This window comes from Paenirhizobium cremeum (assembly GCF_022884085.1).
Classification (GTDB): domain Bacteria; phylum Pseudomonadota; class Alphaproteobacteria; order Rhizobiales; family Rhizobiaceae; genus Allorhizobium; species Allorhizobium cremeum.
On sequence record NZ_JAGGCS010000009.1, the window covers coordinates 21,417 to 35,488 of the forward strand.

Sequence of the window (14,072 nt, forward strand, 5' to 3'; positions counted from 1 at the left end):
TGCTGGAATTGCTCTAGAACGAAAAAGGCCGGCGTTTCGCCGGCCTTTTTGCTGTCAGCCTATTCCTTGTGGTTGTCCTTCAACCAGTCGAGACCCTTGCGCAGCGTGTCGACCGCCTGGTCGATCTCCGAGCGGGAAATGACGAGCGGCGGCGAGAACAGCATGCGGTCGCCGGTGGCGCGCAGGATGACGCCGTTCGATACGCACTGGTTGCGCACCAGCGTGCCGACCTCGTCGGGCTTGGCAAAACGGCGGCGGGTCGATTTGTCGGCGGCGATCTGGACCGCGCCCATCAGGCCGACGCTGACAGCTTCGCCGACGAGGTCGTGATCGGTAAGCGAGGCGAGCGCCTGGGCGAGATAGGGACCGACATCGTCACGCACACGTTCGACGAGACGCTCTTCCTCGATGATCCGCAGGTTCTCGATGGCTGCGGCTGCGGAAACCGGATGACCGGAATAGGTGTAACCGTGATAGAAGTCGCCGAGTTCCTCGGTCATCACCTTGGCGACCCGCTCGGAAACGAGCACGCCGCCGATCGGCAGGTAGCCGGAAGACAGGCCCTTGGCAATCGGTGCGAGATCCGGCTCGAAATCGTAATACTGATGGCCGAACCAGGTGCCGAGACGGCCGAAGCCGCAGATCACTTCATCGGCGACCAGGAGGATGTTGTACTTCCTGGCGATGCGCTTGATTTCCGGCCAGTAGGTGGACGGCGGGACGATGACGCCGCCGGCCCCCTGGATCGGCTCGGCAACGAAAGCGGCCACGTTCTCTTCCCCGAGTTCGAGGATCTTGTCCTCGAGTTCCTTCGCGACCTTGAGGCCGAATTCCTCCGGCGAAAGGTCGCCGCCCTCGGCATACCAATAGGGCTGGTTGATATGGGCGATGCCGGGGATCGGCAGGTTGCCCTGCTCATGCATCCACTTCATGCCGCCGAGCGAGGCGCCGGCAACGGTCGAGCCGTGATAGGCGTTCTTGCGGGCGATCACCATCGTCTTGGTTTCGTGGCCGAGCGCCTTCCAGTAGACGCGCGCCATGCGGAACCAGGTGTCGGAGGCCTCGGAGCCGGAATTGGTGAAGAAAACATGCTTGAGCGTCGGCCCGGTGAAGCTTGCGATCTTCTGGGCGAGCAGCGTGGTCGGCGGTGTCGTGGTGCCGAAGAAGGTGTTGTAGTAGGGCAGTTCCTGCATCTGGGCATAGGCCGCCTCGGCAATCGAGTTGCGGCCATAGCCGACATTCACGCACCACAGGCCGGCGAAGGCGTCGAGATACTGCTTGCCATTCGAATCCCAGATATGCACGCCCTCCGCACGGTTGATGATCTTGGTGCCGGCTGCATTCAGCTTCTTCATGTCGGAGAAGGGATGCAGGTGATGGGCGGCGTCGATGGCGCCGAGATTGGAAAGCGCAGCAGCATTTTTCGTCATGGCATTTATTCCCCGAAGCAAGCACGAACGACGGGGCCGGACGCGCCGGTAAAGGCTGATCCGCGGGGTCGTCTGCCTTGCCAGATTGAAAGGCGGAAGTTTATCGGCTACGAACATGACCTTCCAAAATGCGTTTGGCAAGGGCGTCGATTTCCCACTTCCTGCGGCCAAATTGCCCCTCAATTCGCCAGCGAGAAGCATTTTCATGACCGATTTGTCCAAGGCCGCCGAAAATCCCGCAGCCGACCCGTCCGCGCGCATCGAAGTCCTGCTCGTCGGCATGAGCGGCGACCTGCGCGGCAAGATGATCCCAATAAAGGCCGAGGATAAAGTCTGGAAAAATGCCGTGCGCCTGCCGGCCTCCACCCAGTCGCTGGACATATGGGGCGACGACAACGACGACATCACCCGCATTTCCCTCACGCTCGGAGATCCCGACGGCATCTGCGTCGCCGACAGGCGATCCCTCACCGCCCTTCCCTGGGGGCCGGCCGGTTCCAAGCAGGTGCTCGCCACCATGCACACGCTGGACGGCAATCCGCATTACATCTGCCCGCGCGCGATCCTTGCGAATGTGCTGAAACGCTATGAAGAGCGCGGCCTCACCCCGGTCGTTGCCACCGAACTCGAATTTTATGTGATACAGCCCAATTTCCGTGAAACCGGCAAGCCGTTGCCGCCGAAGGAACTGGTAATGCAGGGCGAGGCCGAGGGCTTCCAACTCTACGACATGCGCGCGACCGCCGCGATGGAGGACTATCTCGACACGGTGCGCCGCTACTGCGACGCGATGAAACTTCCGGTCGATGCGACGACGGCGGAATTCGGCCCCGGTCAGTTCGAGGTAAACCTCCTGCACCGGCCCGACGCGCTGGCGGCCGCGGACGACTGCGTCTACCTGAAGCGCGTCGTCGATTTCGCCGCCCGCCGTCATGGCCTGAAGGCCACCTGCATGGCCAAGCCATACAGCGATCAGGCCGGTTCCGGCCTGCATGTGCATGCGTCAATCATCGATAGGGACGGCAAGAACATCCTCGACGCAAAGGGCGGCGATCCGGTGAAGCTGAAGTCGATCACCGCCGGCATGCTGAAGACCATGCAGGAAGCCCAGCTCGTCTTCGCCCCCTTCGCCAATTCCTTCCGCCGCTTCCAGCCGGGTTCATTCGCGCCCGACAAGATCGACTGGGGGTTCGGCAATCGCGGCACGGCGATCCGCATTCCCGACAAGGACGGACCCGCGGCCCGCATCGAGCATCGCGTGGCCGGCGCGGACGCCAATCCTTATCTGCTGCTTGCGGCGATCCTCGGCGGCATGCTGCTCGGCCTCGACGAAACGCTCGACCCCGGCCCAGTCACCAGCCCGGACAGCGCGCCGGAAAACCCCGAAATCCTGACCCACGACTTCCTGACGGCCGTCGATCGCTTCAGGGCATCCCCGTTCATCGCCGATATCTTCGGCTCCGAATACCAGCGCATCTACGGCGACACCAAGCGCAAGGAAGCAATCACCTACCTGCGCACCGTCTCGAGCTTCGACTACCAGACCTATCTGCCGCGCATCTGAGCCGCCGCCCGTCTTTTGCGCAAGTGCGGGGCGCCGTCACAAGATCGGCGCCAGCACCTTCAACTCTCCGGGATGCTGGCGCAGTTCCACGTCGCGCGGCATGCGCACAAGCTCGCCGTCGATGACACACAGCGCGCCGTGACGGCGTTTGGGAAAATGCAGCCGGACCGTCTCAGCAGTCGCGGCCGTCACCGCCTCGTTCTCCTTCAGCCTTCCCCGCAGGATATCGACCGCCAGTCTGGCGACACCTGGGGGCTGCAACGGATCTGCGAAATAAACCCCCAGCTTGCCGGTCGTCAGGTCGTCGGCGAAGAACAGCGGATTGTTGCCGAAGGGATTGTTGGACACCGAGATGGCGGCGACAACACGGTGCTCGGCGCGGCCATCATCGTCGATGTCAAAGACGACCTCGAAGCGTAAGGGCCGCAGCATGACACCAAGCGCTGCGCGTATGCTCGCCCGCATTTTTCCAAAGCGGGAAGCATAGTTCATCGAATTGCGCATGCGCACCATGCGCGCGTGCAGGCCGGCCGAAAACTGATGCACGAAGGGCTTGCCGTTGGCCGTGGCGATGTCGACAGCCTTTACTTCTCCGCCCGCCAGAACGTCGAGGGCCGCGTGAATATCAAGCGGGATCTTCAGCGAACGGGCAAAGAGGTTCATGGTGCCCGCCGGAACGACACCGAGCGGCAGGCCAGCCTTCCAGGCGATCCCCGCCGCTGCCGAAATCGTGCCGTCGCCGCCGCCTGCCACCAGCGCGTCCACGCCCGGTTCGCCGACCGCGCGCTCCAGGGCATCGACAACCTCGTTCCCCGGGGTGACACGGCATTCGATCTCGTGGCCTGCGGCCCTGAACGCCTCGGTCGCGCGGGCGCAGTATTCCGTCATGTCGATGGTCCTGAACGTCCCGCCATCACGGTTGAAGACTGCCTTGACCTTCATCTTTCCTCGTCTTTCGGATGCCGGAGGGGCATGCGCCGCCGCCGATATCCAACGCAGCTGTGGCGTATTGGTTTCGTCCCGGAGAAATCATGATGCGGCGCCCAAAATTCAAGCCGGAAAGCGAAAGGGCTTTGCGGCGACGCACAAACACATGATAAGTATCAAATCGCATTCGAAGAGAACCGCGCGGTTTGCCCGGGCATCTCTGACCCTCCAGAATTTCATCTCCCTTGCCAGGGCCGCAGCCTGCGGCCTGCCTCAGGTGGCTCCATGACCGATTGTACCGCCCTGCCCTCCACACCCTCAGACCGCGCCCAGGCATCGCCGACGTTGACACCGATGATGGTATTCCTGATCGAGCTCGCGCTTGCCGCCGGCGGCTTTGGCATCGGCACCGGCGAGTTCGCCATCATGGGTCTCCTGCCTGATGTGGCGACCACCTACGGCGTCAGCGTTCCCGAGGCGGGTCGGGTCATCAGCGCCTATGCGCTCGGCGTCGTGGTCGGCGCGCCGATCATCGCGGTTCTTGCGGCCAAGCTCCCCCGCAAGACGCTGCTTCTTGCGCTGATGGGCGTCTTTGCGCTCGGCAATATCCTGTCGGCGCTGGCGCCCGATTTCCTGAGCTTTACGGCCCTGCGCTTCGTCACCGGCCTGCCGCATGGCGCCTATTTCGGCGTGGCGGCCCTGGTTGCCGCCTCCATGGTGCCACCGCACAGGCGGGCGCGCGCCGTTGGCCGCGTCATGCTGGGGCTTACCATCGCCACCCTGATCGGCACGCCGATCGCGACCTTTTTCGGCCAGTTGATGAGCTGGCGGGCGGCCTTTCTCATGGTCGGCGCCATCGGCGGGCTTACCGTCGTCCTGATCGCGCTCTATCTGCCAAAGGACAAGGTCGCGGAAGGCGCCAGCATCCGGCGCGAGCTCGGCGCTTTCGGCCGTCTTCAGGTCTGGCTGACGCTCGCCATCGCCGCCGTCGGTTTCGGCGGCATGTTCTCGATCTTCAGCTATATTGCCAAGACCACGACCGATACCGCCGGCCTGCCGGCCAGCATGGTGGCGATCGTGCTGGCGCTGTTCGGCATTGGCATGAATGTCGGAAACGTCGTCGGATCGCGCATGGCGGATTATTCACTGAAGGGCACGATCGGCGGCATGCTGGCGTTCAACGTGGTGCTGATGGCGATCTTCTCGCTGACGGCGGCCGATCCGGTGATGCTGTGCATCTGCGTCTTCCTCACCGGCTGCGGCTTTGCCGCCTGCCCCGCCGTGCAGACCCGGCTGATGGACGTCGCGGCCGACGCCCAGACGCTTGCCGCCGCCTCCAATCACTCCGCCTTCAACATCGCCAACGCCCTCGGTGCCTGGCTCGGCGGCCTCGTGATTGCCCATGGATACGGCTATGGCGCCACCGGTTATGTCGGATCGGTGCTCTCGTTCCTCGGCCTCATGGTGTTCCTGATGTCGATCGCGCTAGAACGGAAACCGCAGGCAGTCGCCAACAAGGCGAGCGTCTGAGCGGGTCGTCTCAGGCAGCCGAGCGTTCGCCACCCAACTCAAGTTCCGTCTCCGCCGAGGGATCGTCCGGCGTGACCACGTATTTCTTGCCGTCGCGGCAGACGACATGACGCTGGCCCCATTGCTCCAGCGCGAGGACCACCGGCCCGAGACTGCGTCCGAGCGAGGTCAGGCTGTAATCGACACGGGGCGGCACGACGGGAAAGACCGTCCGCTCGACGATACCGCTGTCCTCCAGTTCCCTGAGCTGCTTGGTCAGCATGCGCTGGGTGATGCTCTGCAGCTTGCGCTGCAGTTCCGAAAAGCGCAGCGTGCCGCTGGTGATGAGGTGATAGAGGATCACGCCCTTCCATTTTCCATCCAGAAGACTGAGCGTCGATTCGACGGGGCAGCCGGGAAAATTGTTCGTGAGCTTGGCGCGGGGTCGGGACATCAACAGTATCCTTTTTGATACTACCTACATTTTATGTCGCTACGGACAGAAAATGTGCATTCTTGCGAAGTCAGGACATATGTATCAATTGAATGGCGTGCTCACAATCCCAAGGAGATTTCCATGCGCGCAGTCGGTTACCTGAAGTCAGGCCCCATCTTGTCCGACGATTCCCTTCTCGACATCACGTTGCCCGAACCGGTGGCGGCCGGCCATGACCTGCTCGTCGAGGTCAAGGCCGTGTCCGTCAATCCGGTCGACACCAAGGTCCGGGCCGGTGCAACGCCGCCGGAGGGCGAATATCGCATCCTCGGCTTCGATGCATCGGGTGTGGTCAAGGCGGTCGGCGAGAAGGTCACGCTGTTCAAGCCCGGCGACAGGGTTTTCTATGCCGGTGCCATCAACCGGCCCGGCACCAATAGCGAGTTTCATCTGGTCGATGAACGGATCGTCGGGCGGATGCCCTCCTCGCTCGGCTTCGCCGAGGCCGCGGCCCTGCCGCTCACCGCCATCACGGCCTATGAGTCGATCTTCCACCGGCTCAAGGTCCAGGACAAGGTGCCGGGCGCCAACAATGCCATCCTGATGACCGGCGGCGCCGGCGGGGTCGGTTCCATCGCCATCCAGCTTGCCCGCGTCCTGACGGACCTGACCGTCATCGCCACCGCTTCGCGTCCGGAATCCGCCGAATGGGCAAGGGCGCTCGGCGCCCACCACGTGATCGACCACTCGAAGCCACTGGCGGCTGAATATTCAGCCCTGGGGATCGGCGCTCCGGCCTTCGTATTCTCCGTCACCGGCAGCGCCCAGCACCGGTTGCAGATCGCCGAACTGATCGCCCCGCAGGGCCGCGTGGTGCTGATCGACGACATGAAGGACGGTTATGACATCATGCCCTTCAAGGGCAAGGCGGTCTCCATCCACTGGGAGATGATGTTCGCCCGTCCCGTCCACCAGACCGCCGACATGATCGAGCAGCACAAGCTCCTCAACCACGTCGCCGATCTCGTCGACGCCGGCAAGATCCGCACCACCCTGTCGCAGACGCTCGGGACCATCAATGCGGAAAACCTCAAGAAGGCCCACACGCTGATCGAGAGCGGCCGCACCACCGGCAAGGTCGTGCTGGAAGGTTTCTGAGGCAAAAAGGATATGGCGGCGGGGCTAGGTCTTCGCCGCCGGCAGTTTCAGCGGTCCGCTCGTCTTGACGCTGCGGATGGCGAAGTTCGACTGGATGTCGGTAACATGTGGCAGAACCAGCAACTTGTCGGTCAAAAGCGCTTCGTAGGCCGCAAGGTTTTCGACCACCACTTCGGCAAGAAAATCGGAATTGCCCGAAATCATGTAGCAGCCGACGACCTCGGGCAACGCCTGGAGCGCCTGCTGGAAGTCTTGGGCATGTTCCCGCGTGTGATGGGCGACCTTGAAGGTTACGAAAACGGTGAGCTCCAGACCAACCGTTCCGCGATCGATATCGGCACGATAACCGCGAATGACACCGCTCTCCTCGAGGAGCCGTATTCGGCGAAGGCAGGGCGACGGCGACAGGTTTACCTGCTCGGCAATCTGGACATTGGTCGCGCGGGCGTCCTTTTGGAGCGCCTCGAGAATGGCCAGGTCGAATTTATCAATTTTTGGCATATTCGAAACTCCAAACCTAGAATGATGCATCTTTCTGCCAATATTGTGTCCTTTACAGGCATAAATGGCAAGGACACACTGCTGCATATCGCGCTATCTTCATGCGACTGCATCAGGAGAGCCGCCATGACCACCATCAGCAACGCCACCCGACCGCCGCTTTCCGCCGGCCTCGGCGCCATCTCGGCGCTGTCCGTCGTGCTGATCTGGGCCTCCTGGCTGATTTCGACGCGCCACAGCGTCGGCACCTCCCTTTCCGCGCTCGACCTCAGCCTGCTACGTTACGGCGTGCCGGCTCTGGTACTTGCTCCCGTCTGGCTCAGAACGGGGCTCTGGCCGAAGAAGACACCCAAACTGCCGCTGATCCTGATGGTTCTCGGTTCCGGCGCGCCGTTCTTCCAGGTGGTCGGTTTCGGGATGAAGTCAACGCCGGCTTCTGCGGCAGGCGTCCTGCTGCCGGGCGTCATGCCACTTGCCGTGGCGCTGATCGGCATCGTGCTTCTCGGGGAAAGGCCGGACCGGATGCGCAGGCTCGGCATGGCCGCGATCTTCTGCGGCGGCGTTCTTCTGCTGCTCGGCAGCCTTTCCACCGGCGTCCTGAGCTGGAAGAGCTATGTCGTCCTGCCGATCGGCGCAACGCTCTGGGCTGTCTACACCCATGCCTTCCGGCACTCCGGGCTCTCGGCCTATGAGGGCGGTGCGCTGATCTGCGCCTGGTCGACGATCATCAACCTTGCGCTTGTTCCCTTCCTGGGCACGCATCTCTTCGATGCTCCCGTCAGCGAGACCGGCCTGCAGGTTCTCACCCAGGGCATATTGTCAGGGCTGTTGGCGACGATCCTTTACGGCAATGCCGTCAGGGCGCTCGGCGGCACGCAGGCCGCCGCCTATACCGCCGTCACTCCGGTTGCAGCCGCCCTCGGCGGCGCCGTCCTGCTCGGCGAACCCCTCGGCGCGCTGACGATTGCCGCAACGCTGGTCACGGGCGCCGGCGTGCTTCTTTCGACCGGCATCCTCTCAAGGCGAAGCTGAAATTCGGGCCTTCAAGCCTGCAGCACCACGACCCGTCCGCCGACCTTGACACGCTCGTAGAGGTCGATGACGTCATGGTTCATCATGCGGACGCAGCCGGACGACATGGCCTGGCCGATCGACCATGGCTGGTTGGTGCCGTGAATGCGAAACATGGTGTCGTCGCCGCTGCGGTAAAGATAGATGGCGCGCGCGCCGAGCGGATTGTTGATGCCGCCCGGAAGGCCGCCGGCATATTTCAGGTTCTTTTCCGGATCGCGGCGGATCATGTTGCCGGTCGGCGTCCAGGTCGGCCATTCGGCCTTGCGGCCGATATAGGCGGTGCCGGCCAGTGCATAGCCATTGCGGCCAACGCCGACGCCGTAACGCATGGCGCGGCCCTCGCCCAGAACGTAGTAGAGCCGCCGTGCCGGCGTGTCGACCACGATGGTTCCCGCGGCCTCCGCGGTTTCGTAAGCGACTTCCTGGCGCCGCAGTTCCGGCTTGATCTTCTCGAGCGGGATCTTCTTCAGCGGATGAGGCTCTTCCGGACGATCGCCATACATCGCCTGCTGGTTCGGAACCGACTGGCAGCCCGCCACGAAGAGCGGCAATCCAATCAGCAGACCACGGCGCGAAATCGTCATTTTGATGTCCTCAATGTGTTCGTCGAATGACGGCAAATTAAGGAAATCATGGTTAATGCGGAGTTAATCGGTGGAAAAACCGGTAAATACTATCCCTGAATTGCGGGAATTACTTACTCCGCACGCAGCAAGGCGGCACGAGTTCTGGACAGGCCTGCCTCTGCCAACAAGGCGAGAAGAATTCCGGCCGCAAGAGCCGCAATCAGGAAAGCCCCGTGCAAGGGCAGATGCAGCAATGGCACCAGCGCGAAGAAAAGCGCCGCGACCAGGCGCACCGCCACCGGTGCCAGCCCGACCAGACGGCGGAAGAAGGCATCCGCAGCCAGATAGACGGCAACACCCGGCGCTAGCAGCATTTCCGAACCGTGTCCTTCCTCTCCGCCCGGAGCGCCCACGGCCGCCTTGAGACCGGCTGCCACGAGGATGAGGCCCGCGATCATCGCAAGGTGGCCGATCGTATAACCGAACAGAGCAATGCGTGTCCGCCGCCGGTTGTCGGCCGCGAGCATGATGTGTTCGGCGCGCTCGTCATCCGCATCGAAATAGCTCCACCACAACAGGGCGATGAGAGCGATCCCGAGGGCGAGGCGCATTATCGTCGCGGCATTCAGCGGGCCGTCGCCGATACCGGCACCCACCGCGATGATCGTCTCCCCAAGCACGATGATGAGCAGCAGACCATGGCGCTCGACGAAATGTGCGGGGTCGAGCGCAAACCCCTCGCCGGTGTTCATCACCGCCACCGACAGATAGAGGGCTGCGGGCGCGAGAAGCAGAACCCAGCTCCATTCCGCATCGATCACTCCTCCGGCAAGCACCAGCAGGGCCGCGAGAAGATTGAATGGCACGATGCGCAGCATGGCCAGCGCGGCTGCGCGTCCGCCTTGCGCAGCAAAGGCGACGAAATGCAGCACGACGATGAAGAGATAGGCCAGCCCGAAGGTCAGGAGACCTTCTCCCTCGGTGGCGGAAGAGCTCAGGGCCATCACCATGAAGCCCGCCATGGCCGCCATCAAAACGAGCCGCATCGTCTTGGGCGTGTGGGCATGGTTGGTGAGCCAGATATAGCCGCCATACATCCACCAGACGAGCATCAGCACGGCAAAGGCATGCAGATAGTCAACCGCACCATGGGCATGCTCGACGAGATGGGTGATACGGGTAATCGTGTAGACGAAGACCAGATCGAAGAAGAGTTCGATGGTCTGGGCTCGAAACTGTGGCTTGCCGTTTTCGATATGGTCGCTCATATCACTCGCCCCCGATCAGCCCTGATTGCCAGACTATAAAGAGAGATTTCCCTGAAATTCTTTGGCCCGCAAGCTCAACGGGAAGAAAAACATACAGAACGGCGAATTTTGATAATTGCCAATATTTGAAAGATGCGCAAACTCGCCAGTCGTTAACCTGGGGGACGAGATTACATGAACAGTGTCATTACATCGATCACTGCGACCACATGGTTCGGCTATGTGGCACGCATCCTGCTCACCTACATATTCTGGGCAAGCGGCGTCTCCAAGCTCGTGGACTTTCCAGCAGCGGTTGCGGAGATGCAGCATTTCGGTCTCAATCCACCGGCTTTCTTTGCGGTCGCAACCATTTTCGTACAGCTCGCCGGCTCCCTGCTGGTCATTCTCAACCGATGGACCTGGCTCGGGGCGGGTGCGCTCGGCGTCTTCACCGCGCTCACCATTCCGATCGCCCACACGTTCTGGAGGATGGAGGAGCCGCTGAAGACCGTTGAGTTCTACCTGGTGATGGAGCATATCACCGTGATCGGCGGCCTGATGGTCGCTGCGTGGAAAGCAGGCAGGTGAGGCCGGTCGGCGGGACGACGCGGAGAGCGTCCGCCGCCGTTCAGGACATTCACGTTCCCGCCGCGAGCTGTGCGGGCTGACGCAGTCCGATCATCACGCCGAGGAGCGCCAGTCCTCCGCCGATGACATGGAAGCTCTCCAGCCGCTCGCCGAGCAGGATCATCGCCAACGCTGCGACCAGCACCGGAAAGAGATTGAAGAACATCGAGGAGCGGGCGGCGCCAAGCTCGCGCACGGCGATCATCCACATGAACGGGCCGAGCAGCGAGGTCGGCAGCGCCGCATAGAGAACCAGCGGCAGATTGGCGGCCGTGAGTGGGCTCTTTTCGCTGGCCAGCCAGAACGGCAGGAGGATCAACACCGCCGCGCCGATCTGCCACCAGAGCTGCAGCCAGGTGGATATCGGAATACGCCAACGCTTGAGCAGCACCCCGTAAAGCGCGCTGGAAAAGACCGCGACGATCATCAGCCCATCCCCGACATGCACACCGCCCTCAATCAGATTGGAGATGTCCCCGCGCGCGGTCAGGTAGAGAAGGCCGGCAAAGGAGACGATACCTCCGATGATGCGGGTCACGGCAAGCCTCTCGTCGGCGATGAGCGCCGCCAGAAAGGTTGAAATCAGGGGAACGAGGGCGATCAGCACACCCATGTTGACGGCGGTGGTGGTCTTGGCCGCTTCATAGGCAAGGCTCTGATAGGCAACCATGCCCATCAATCCCAGGAAGGCAAGCTTTGGAGCATAACGCAGGCTGACGTGCCGTTCGCTCCAGGCGGAACGCAGCACGAAGGGCGCCAGCACGAGAAAAGCGATGACCCAGCGATAGAAGGCGATCGAGGCCGGATGAATGACATCGATCGCGGCCTTGCTGACAATGGTATTGCCGGACCAGATGACGACGGTGGCAAGCGCCAGCACAACCGGCATCATCGGCAAGCCATTGTCCGATCCACTTTCCCGCTGCTGAAACTTCGCCATGGCCGCCTCGCATTGTTACGCTCGGCATCTCTCTAGCAAATGTCTAAATCTCGCAATATAACGAATATCAGACAAAATGTTACGAGGAGACGCCATGCCGATCCAGTACGGCCACATCGACGGGGAGCCGCCCCGGCCGGTTTTCCTGCGCACCGAGTACTATCGTGCGGGAACCGTCTTCCCGTCGCGCCGGCAGGCCTGGGCCGAACTGAACTACGCGCTCGAAGGCGTCTCCGAAATCACCATCGAGGGGGTGCCATTTCTGTCGCCGCCCCATTATGCGATCTGGATTCCGGCGGGTTTCAGCCATCAGGCGGTCAATCGTCACGACATCCGCTATGCCACCGCCTATATCGAGGCATCGTTATGCGCGGACCTGCCGCAGGAACCCTGCACCCTCGGCCTCAGCCCGCTGCTGAAGGCGATTTTCGCGGATTTCGATGCGCGGGGCGTGCGCCATCCCCGCAGTGACGCCGATCTCAGGCTCGCCATGGTAATCGTCGATCAGGTCCGGGTCGCGCCGCGCTTCCTGCATTATCTGCCCGCAACGGACGACCCGCTGCTGGCCCCCGTATTGCGCGCCCTGCAAGACGATCCGGGCGATCGTCGCTCGGCCGCCGAATGGGCCCGGCTCAGCGGCACGACGGAGCGCACGCTGGCGAGACGATGCCAGGACCTTCTCGGCATGCCGTTCAACGACTGGCGACAACGGCTGAAGCTGGTCACGGCGCTTTCCCTGCTCGAGGAGGGACACAGCGTCCAATCGGTTTCGCACCGGCTGGGCTATGGCAACACATCGGCCTTCATCGCCATGTTCCGGCGACTGACCGGAACGAGCCCATCGCAAATGCGCAGCAACCAGAAAAAAGGCCCGCCGGAATGACGGGCCCTGTGTCATCGGCTGGAAAGAGTTCCGCCCTCAGATGCCGTCGATGGCATGGAGCCAGCCATGCCTGTCATTGCTCTGGCCGCGCTGGATGCCGACCAGCGTGTCGCGAAGCTTCGTGGTGAGCGGGCCGGTCTCGCCCCCGCCGATGCTGAATTCACCCTCCGGATACTTGACCGTGCCGATGGCGGCAATCACGGCGGCAGTGCCGCAGGCAAAGGCCTCCCTGAGCTTGCCGCTCTGCGCATCGGCCTTCCATTCCTCGAAGGAATAGGGCTTTTCATGAACGGTGACGCCCTCCTCGCGGGCAAGCGAGATCAGCGACTTGCGGGTAATGCCCGGCAGGATCGTGCCGCCAAGCGGCGGGGTGACGATCGATCCGTCCTCGAAGACGAAGAAGACGTTCATGCCGCCCAATTCCTCGACCCACTTGTGTTCGGCGGCATCGAGAAAGACGACCTGATCGCAACCCTTGGCATAGGCTTCGGCCTGGGCGACGAGGCTTGCAGCATAATTGCCGCCGCACTTCGCGGCGCCGGTTCCGCCGGGAGCCGCACGGGTATAATGTTCGGAAACCCAGATGCTGACCGGCTTGGCGCCGCCCTTGAAATAGGGGCCGACCGGCGAGGCGATGACGCAGAAGATGTATTCCTTCGACGGGCGCACGCCGAGGAAGTTCTCGCTGGCGAACATGAAGGGGCGCAGATAGAGGCTTGCGCCCTCGCCTTGCGGTATCCACCTGGCGTCGATGCGAACGAGTTTTTCGACCGCTTCGAGGAAGGCCTCCTCCGGCAGTTCCGGCATGGCCATGCGGCGGGCCGACTCGTTGAAGCGGCGGGCATTCTCCTCGGGGCGGAAGAGCACGGCGCGACCGTCGGCCGTGCGATAGGCTTTCATGCCCTCGAAGATTTCCTGGGCGTAATGCAGAACGCTCGATGCCGGATCGATCGGGAACGGTGCGCGCGCCGTCACCTCGGCGGAATGCCAGCCCTTGCCCTCGCTCCAGCGGATCACCGCCATGTGGTCGGAGAAGAGCGTGCCGAAACCGAGGCTTTCGAAGGCCTTGAGGCGATCGGCTTCGGGCATCGGACTGGTATTCGGCTTGATATCGAAGGTAAGGCGGGGCGTTTCGGCTTGCATGGACGATGATCTTTCAAGTGATCTTGGAGGTGGCGCAAACTGCCGCTTCGGCCGGGATTTTTCA

General features: G+C 62.5%; 14 protein-coding genes. 6 read left to right on the forward strand and 8 right to left on the reverse strand.

The annotated features are described in order from the left end of the window. Positions 1 to 59 precede the first annotated feature (59 nt). Entirely contained in the window at positions 60 to 1,430 is a 1,371-nt protein-coding gene (locus J5N58_RS16430; protein WP_113341105.1) for an aspartate aminotransferase family protein, read from the reverse strand. A gap of 205 nt (positions 1,431 to 1,635) precedes the next feature. Here J5N58_RS16430 and J5N58_RS16435 point away from each other — a divergent pair, with 205 nt between their 5' ends. Further along, positions 1,636 to 2,994, forward strand: a complete 1,359-nt coding sequence (locus J5N58_RS16435; RefSeq protein WP_244711697.1) for a glutamine synthetase family protein — start codon at positions 1,636 to 1,638, stop codon at positions 2,992 to 2,994. A 36-nt stretch (positions 2,995 to 3,030) separates the two neighbouring features. Here the strand turns inward: J5N58_RS16435 and J5N58_RS16440 are convergent, their stop codons facing one another. After that, positions 3,031 to 3,936, reverse strand: coding sequence for a diacylglycerol/lipid kinase family protein (locus tag J5N58_RS16440; RefSeq protein WP_113466621.1), 906 nt, complete (start codon positions 3,934 to 3,936; stop codon positions 3,031 to 3,033). A gap of 339 nt (positions 3,937 to 4,275) precedes the next feature. Between J5N58_RS16440 and J5N58_RS16445 the strand changes: the two genes are divergently transcribed. Further along, positions 4,276 to 5,451 (forward strand): MFS transporter, encoded by a 1,176-nt coding sequence (locus tag J5N58_RS16445; protein WP_244711957.1) that lies wholly within the window; start codon positions 4,276 to 4,278, stop codon positions 5,449 to 5,451. Between the two features lie 10 nt (positions 5,452 to 5,461). Here J5N58_RS16445 and J5N58_RS16450 read toward each other — a convergent pair whose 3' ends face one another. Continuing rightward, complete coding sequence (locus J5N58_RS16450; protein ID WP_244711700.1) at positions 5,462 to 5,884, reverse strand: winged helix-turn-helix transcriptional regulator; 423 nt, start codon at positions 5,882 to 5,884, stop codon at positions 5,462 to 5,464. A gap of 123 nt (positions 5,885 to 6,007) precedes the next feature. On the opposite strand from J5N58_RS16450, the gene J5N58_RS16455 reads away from it, so the two are divergent. Then, entirely contained in the window at positions 6,008 to 7,024 is a 1,017-nt protein-coding gene (locus tag J5N58_RS16455; protein WP_113341102.1) for a zinc-binding alcohol dehydrogenase family protein, read from the forward strand. A gap of 24 nt (positions 7,025 to 7,048) precedes the next feature. Here the strand turns inward: J5N58_RS16455 and J5N58_RS16460 are convergent, their stop codons facing one another. Then, positions 7,049 to 7,525 carry an Lrp/AsnC family transcriptional regulator gene (locus J5N58_RS16460; RefSeq protein ID WP_112827420.1) on the reverse strand — a complete coding sequence of 159 codons (477 nt, stop codon included), beginning with the start codon at positions 7,523 to 7,525 and terminating at the stop codon, positions 7,049 to 7,051. Positions 7,526 to 7,651: 126 nt separating this feature from the next. Between J5N58_RS16460 and J5N58_RS16465 the strand changes: the two genes are divergently transcribed. After that, positions 7,652 to 8,557 (forward strand): DMT family transporter, encoded by a 906-nt coding sequence (locus tag J5N58_RS16465; protein WP_112827421.1) that lies wholly within the window; start codon positions 7,652 to 7,654, stop codon positions 8,555 to 8,557. A gap of 11 nt (positions 8,558 to 8,568) precedes the next feature. On the opposite strand, the gene J5N58_RS16470 is transcribed toward J5N58_RS16465, so the two are convergent. Both J5N58_RS16470 and J5N58_RS16475 read right to left on the reverse strand, forming a co-directional pair. Further along, on the reverse strand, positions 8,569 to 9,183 hold the full coding sequence (locus J5N58_RS16470) for a L,D-transpeptidase (protein WP_112827422.1): 615 nt from the start codon (positions 9,181 to 9,183) through the stop codon (positions 8,569 to 8,571). A 113-nt stretch (positions 9,184 to 9,296) separates the two neighbouring features. Continuing rightward, complete coding sequence (locus tag J5N58_RS16475) at positions 9,297 to 10,433, reverse strand: low temperature requirement protein A (RefSeq protein ID WP_112827423.1); 1,137 nt, start codon at positions 10,431 to 10,433, stop codon at positions 9,297 to 9,299. A gap of 174 nt (positions 10,434 to 10,607) precedes the next feature. Between J5N58_RS16475 and J5N58_RS16480 the strand changes: the two genes are divergently transcribed. Further along, positions 10,608 to 11,003 (forward strand): DoxX family protein, encoded by a 396-nt coding sequence (locus J5N58_RS16480; RefSeq protein ID WP_112827424.1) that lies wholly within the window; start codon positions 10,608 to 10,610, stop codon positions 11,001 to 11,003. Positions 11,004 to 11,052: 49 nt separating this feature from the next. Here J5N58_RS16480 and J5N58_RS16485 read toward each other — a convergent pair whose 3' ends face one another. Further along, positions 11,053 to 11,982, reverse strand: coding sequence for a DMT family transporter (locus tag J5N58_RS16485; RefSeq protein WP_244711702.1), 930 nt, complete (start codon positions 11,980 to 11,982; stop codon positions 11,053 to 11,055). Between the two features lie 94 nt (positions 11,983 to 12,076). Here J5N58_RS16485 and J5N58_RS16490 point away from each other — a divergent pair, with 94 nt between their 5' ends. Then, on the forward strand, positions 12,077 to 12,865 hold the full coding sequence (locus J5N58_RS16490) for an AraC family transcriptional regulator (RefSeq protein WP_112827425.1): 789 nt from the start codon (positions 12,077 to 12,079) through the stop codon (positions 12,863 to 12,865). 36 nt (positions 12,866 to 12,901) lie between these two features. On the opposite strand, the gene J5N58_RS16495 is transcribed toward J5N58_RS16490, so the two are convergent. Then, a complete protein-coding gene (locus J5N58_RS16495) occupies positions 12,902 to 14,008 on the reverse strand; it encodes a branched-chain amino acid aminotransferase (protein ID WP_112827426.1) in 1,107 nt (368 codons plus the stop codon). Positions 14,009 to 14,072 lie beyond the last annotated feature (64 nt).

Bases quoted from the DNA above. Each gene is read 5' to 3' on its own strand.
- J5N58_RS16455 (WP_113341102.1), top strand. From the start codon at position 6,008: ATGCGCGCAGTCGGTTACCTGAAGTCAGGCCCCATCTTGTCCGACGAT.
- J5N58_RS16430 (WP_113341105.1), bottom strand. From the start codon at position 1,430: ATGACGAAAAATGCTGCTGCGCTTTCCAATCTCGGCGCCATCGACGCC.
- J5N58_RS16435 (WP_244711697.1), top strand. From the start codon at position 1,636: ATGACCGATTTGTCCAAGGCCGCCGAAAATCCCGCAGCCGACCCGTCC.
- J5N58_RS16460 (WP_112827420.1), bottom strand. From the start codon at position 7,525: ATGCCAAAAATTGATAAATTCGACCTGGCCATTCTCGAGGCGCTCCAA.
- J5N58_RS16490 (WP_112827425.1), top strand. From the start codon at position 12,077: ATGCCGATCCAGTACGGCCACATCGACGGGGAGCCGCCCCGGCCGGTT.
- J5N58_RS16445 (WP_244711957.1), top strand. From the start codon at position 4,276: ATGATGGTATTCCTGATCGAGCTCGCGCTTGCCGCCGGCGGCTTTGGC.
- J5N58_RS16475 (WP_112827423.1), bottom strand. From the start codon at position 10,433: ATGAGCGACCATATCGAAAACGGCAAGCCACAGTTTCGAGCCCAGACC.
- J5N58_RS16450 (WP_244711700.1), bottom strand. From the start codon at position 5,884: ATGTCCCGACCCCGCGCCAAGCTCACGAACAATTTTCCCGGCTGCCCC.
- J5N58_RS16465 (WP_112827421.1), top strand. From the start codon at position 7,652: ATGACCACCATCAGCAACGCCACCCGACCGCCGCTTTCCGCCGGCCTC.
- J5N58_RS16485 (WP_244711702.1), bottom strand. From the start codon at position 11,982: ATGGCGAAGTTTCAGCAGCGGGAAAGTGGATCGGACAATGGCTTGCCG.
- J5N58_RS16470 (WP_112827422.1), bottom strand. From the start codon at position 9,183: ATGACGATTTCGCGCCGTGGTCTGCTGATTGGATTGCCGCTCTTCGTG.
- J5N58_RS16440 (WP_113466621.1), bottom strand. From the start codon at position 3,936: ATGAAGGTCAAGGCAGTCTTCAACCGTGATGGCGGGACGTTCAGGACC.
- J5N58_RS16480 (WP_112827424.1), top strand. From the start codon at position 10,608: ATGAACAGTGTCATTACATCGATCACTGCGACCACATGGTTCGGCTAT.
- J5N58_RS16495 (WP_112827426.1), bottom strand. From the start codon at position 14,008: ATGCAAGCCGAAACGCCCCGCCTTACCTTCGATATCAAGCCGAATACC.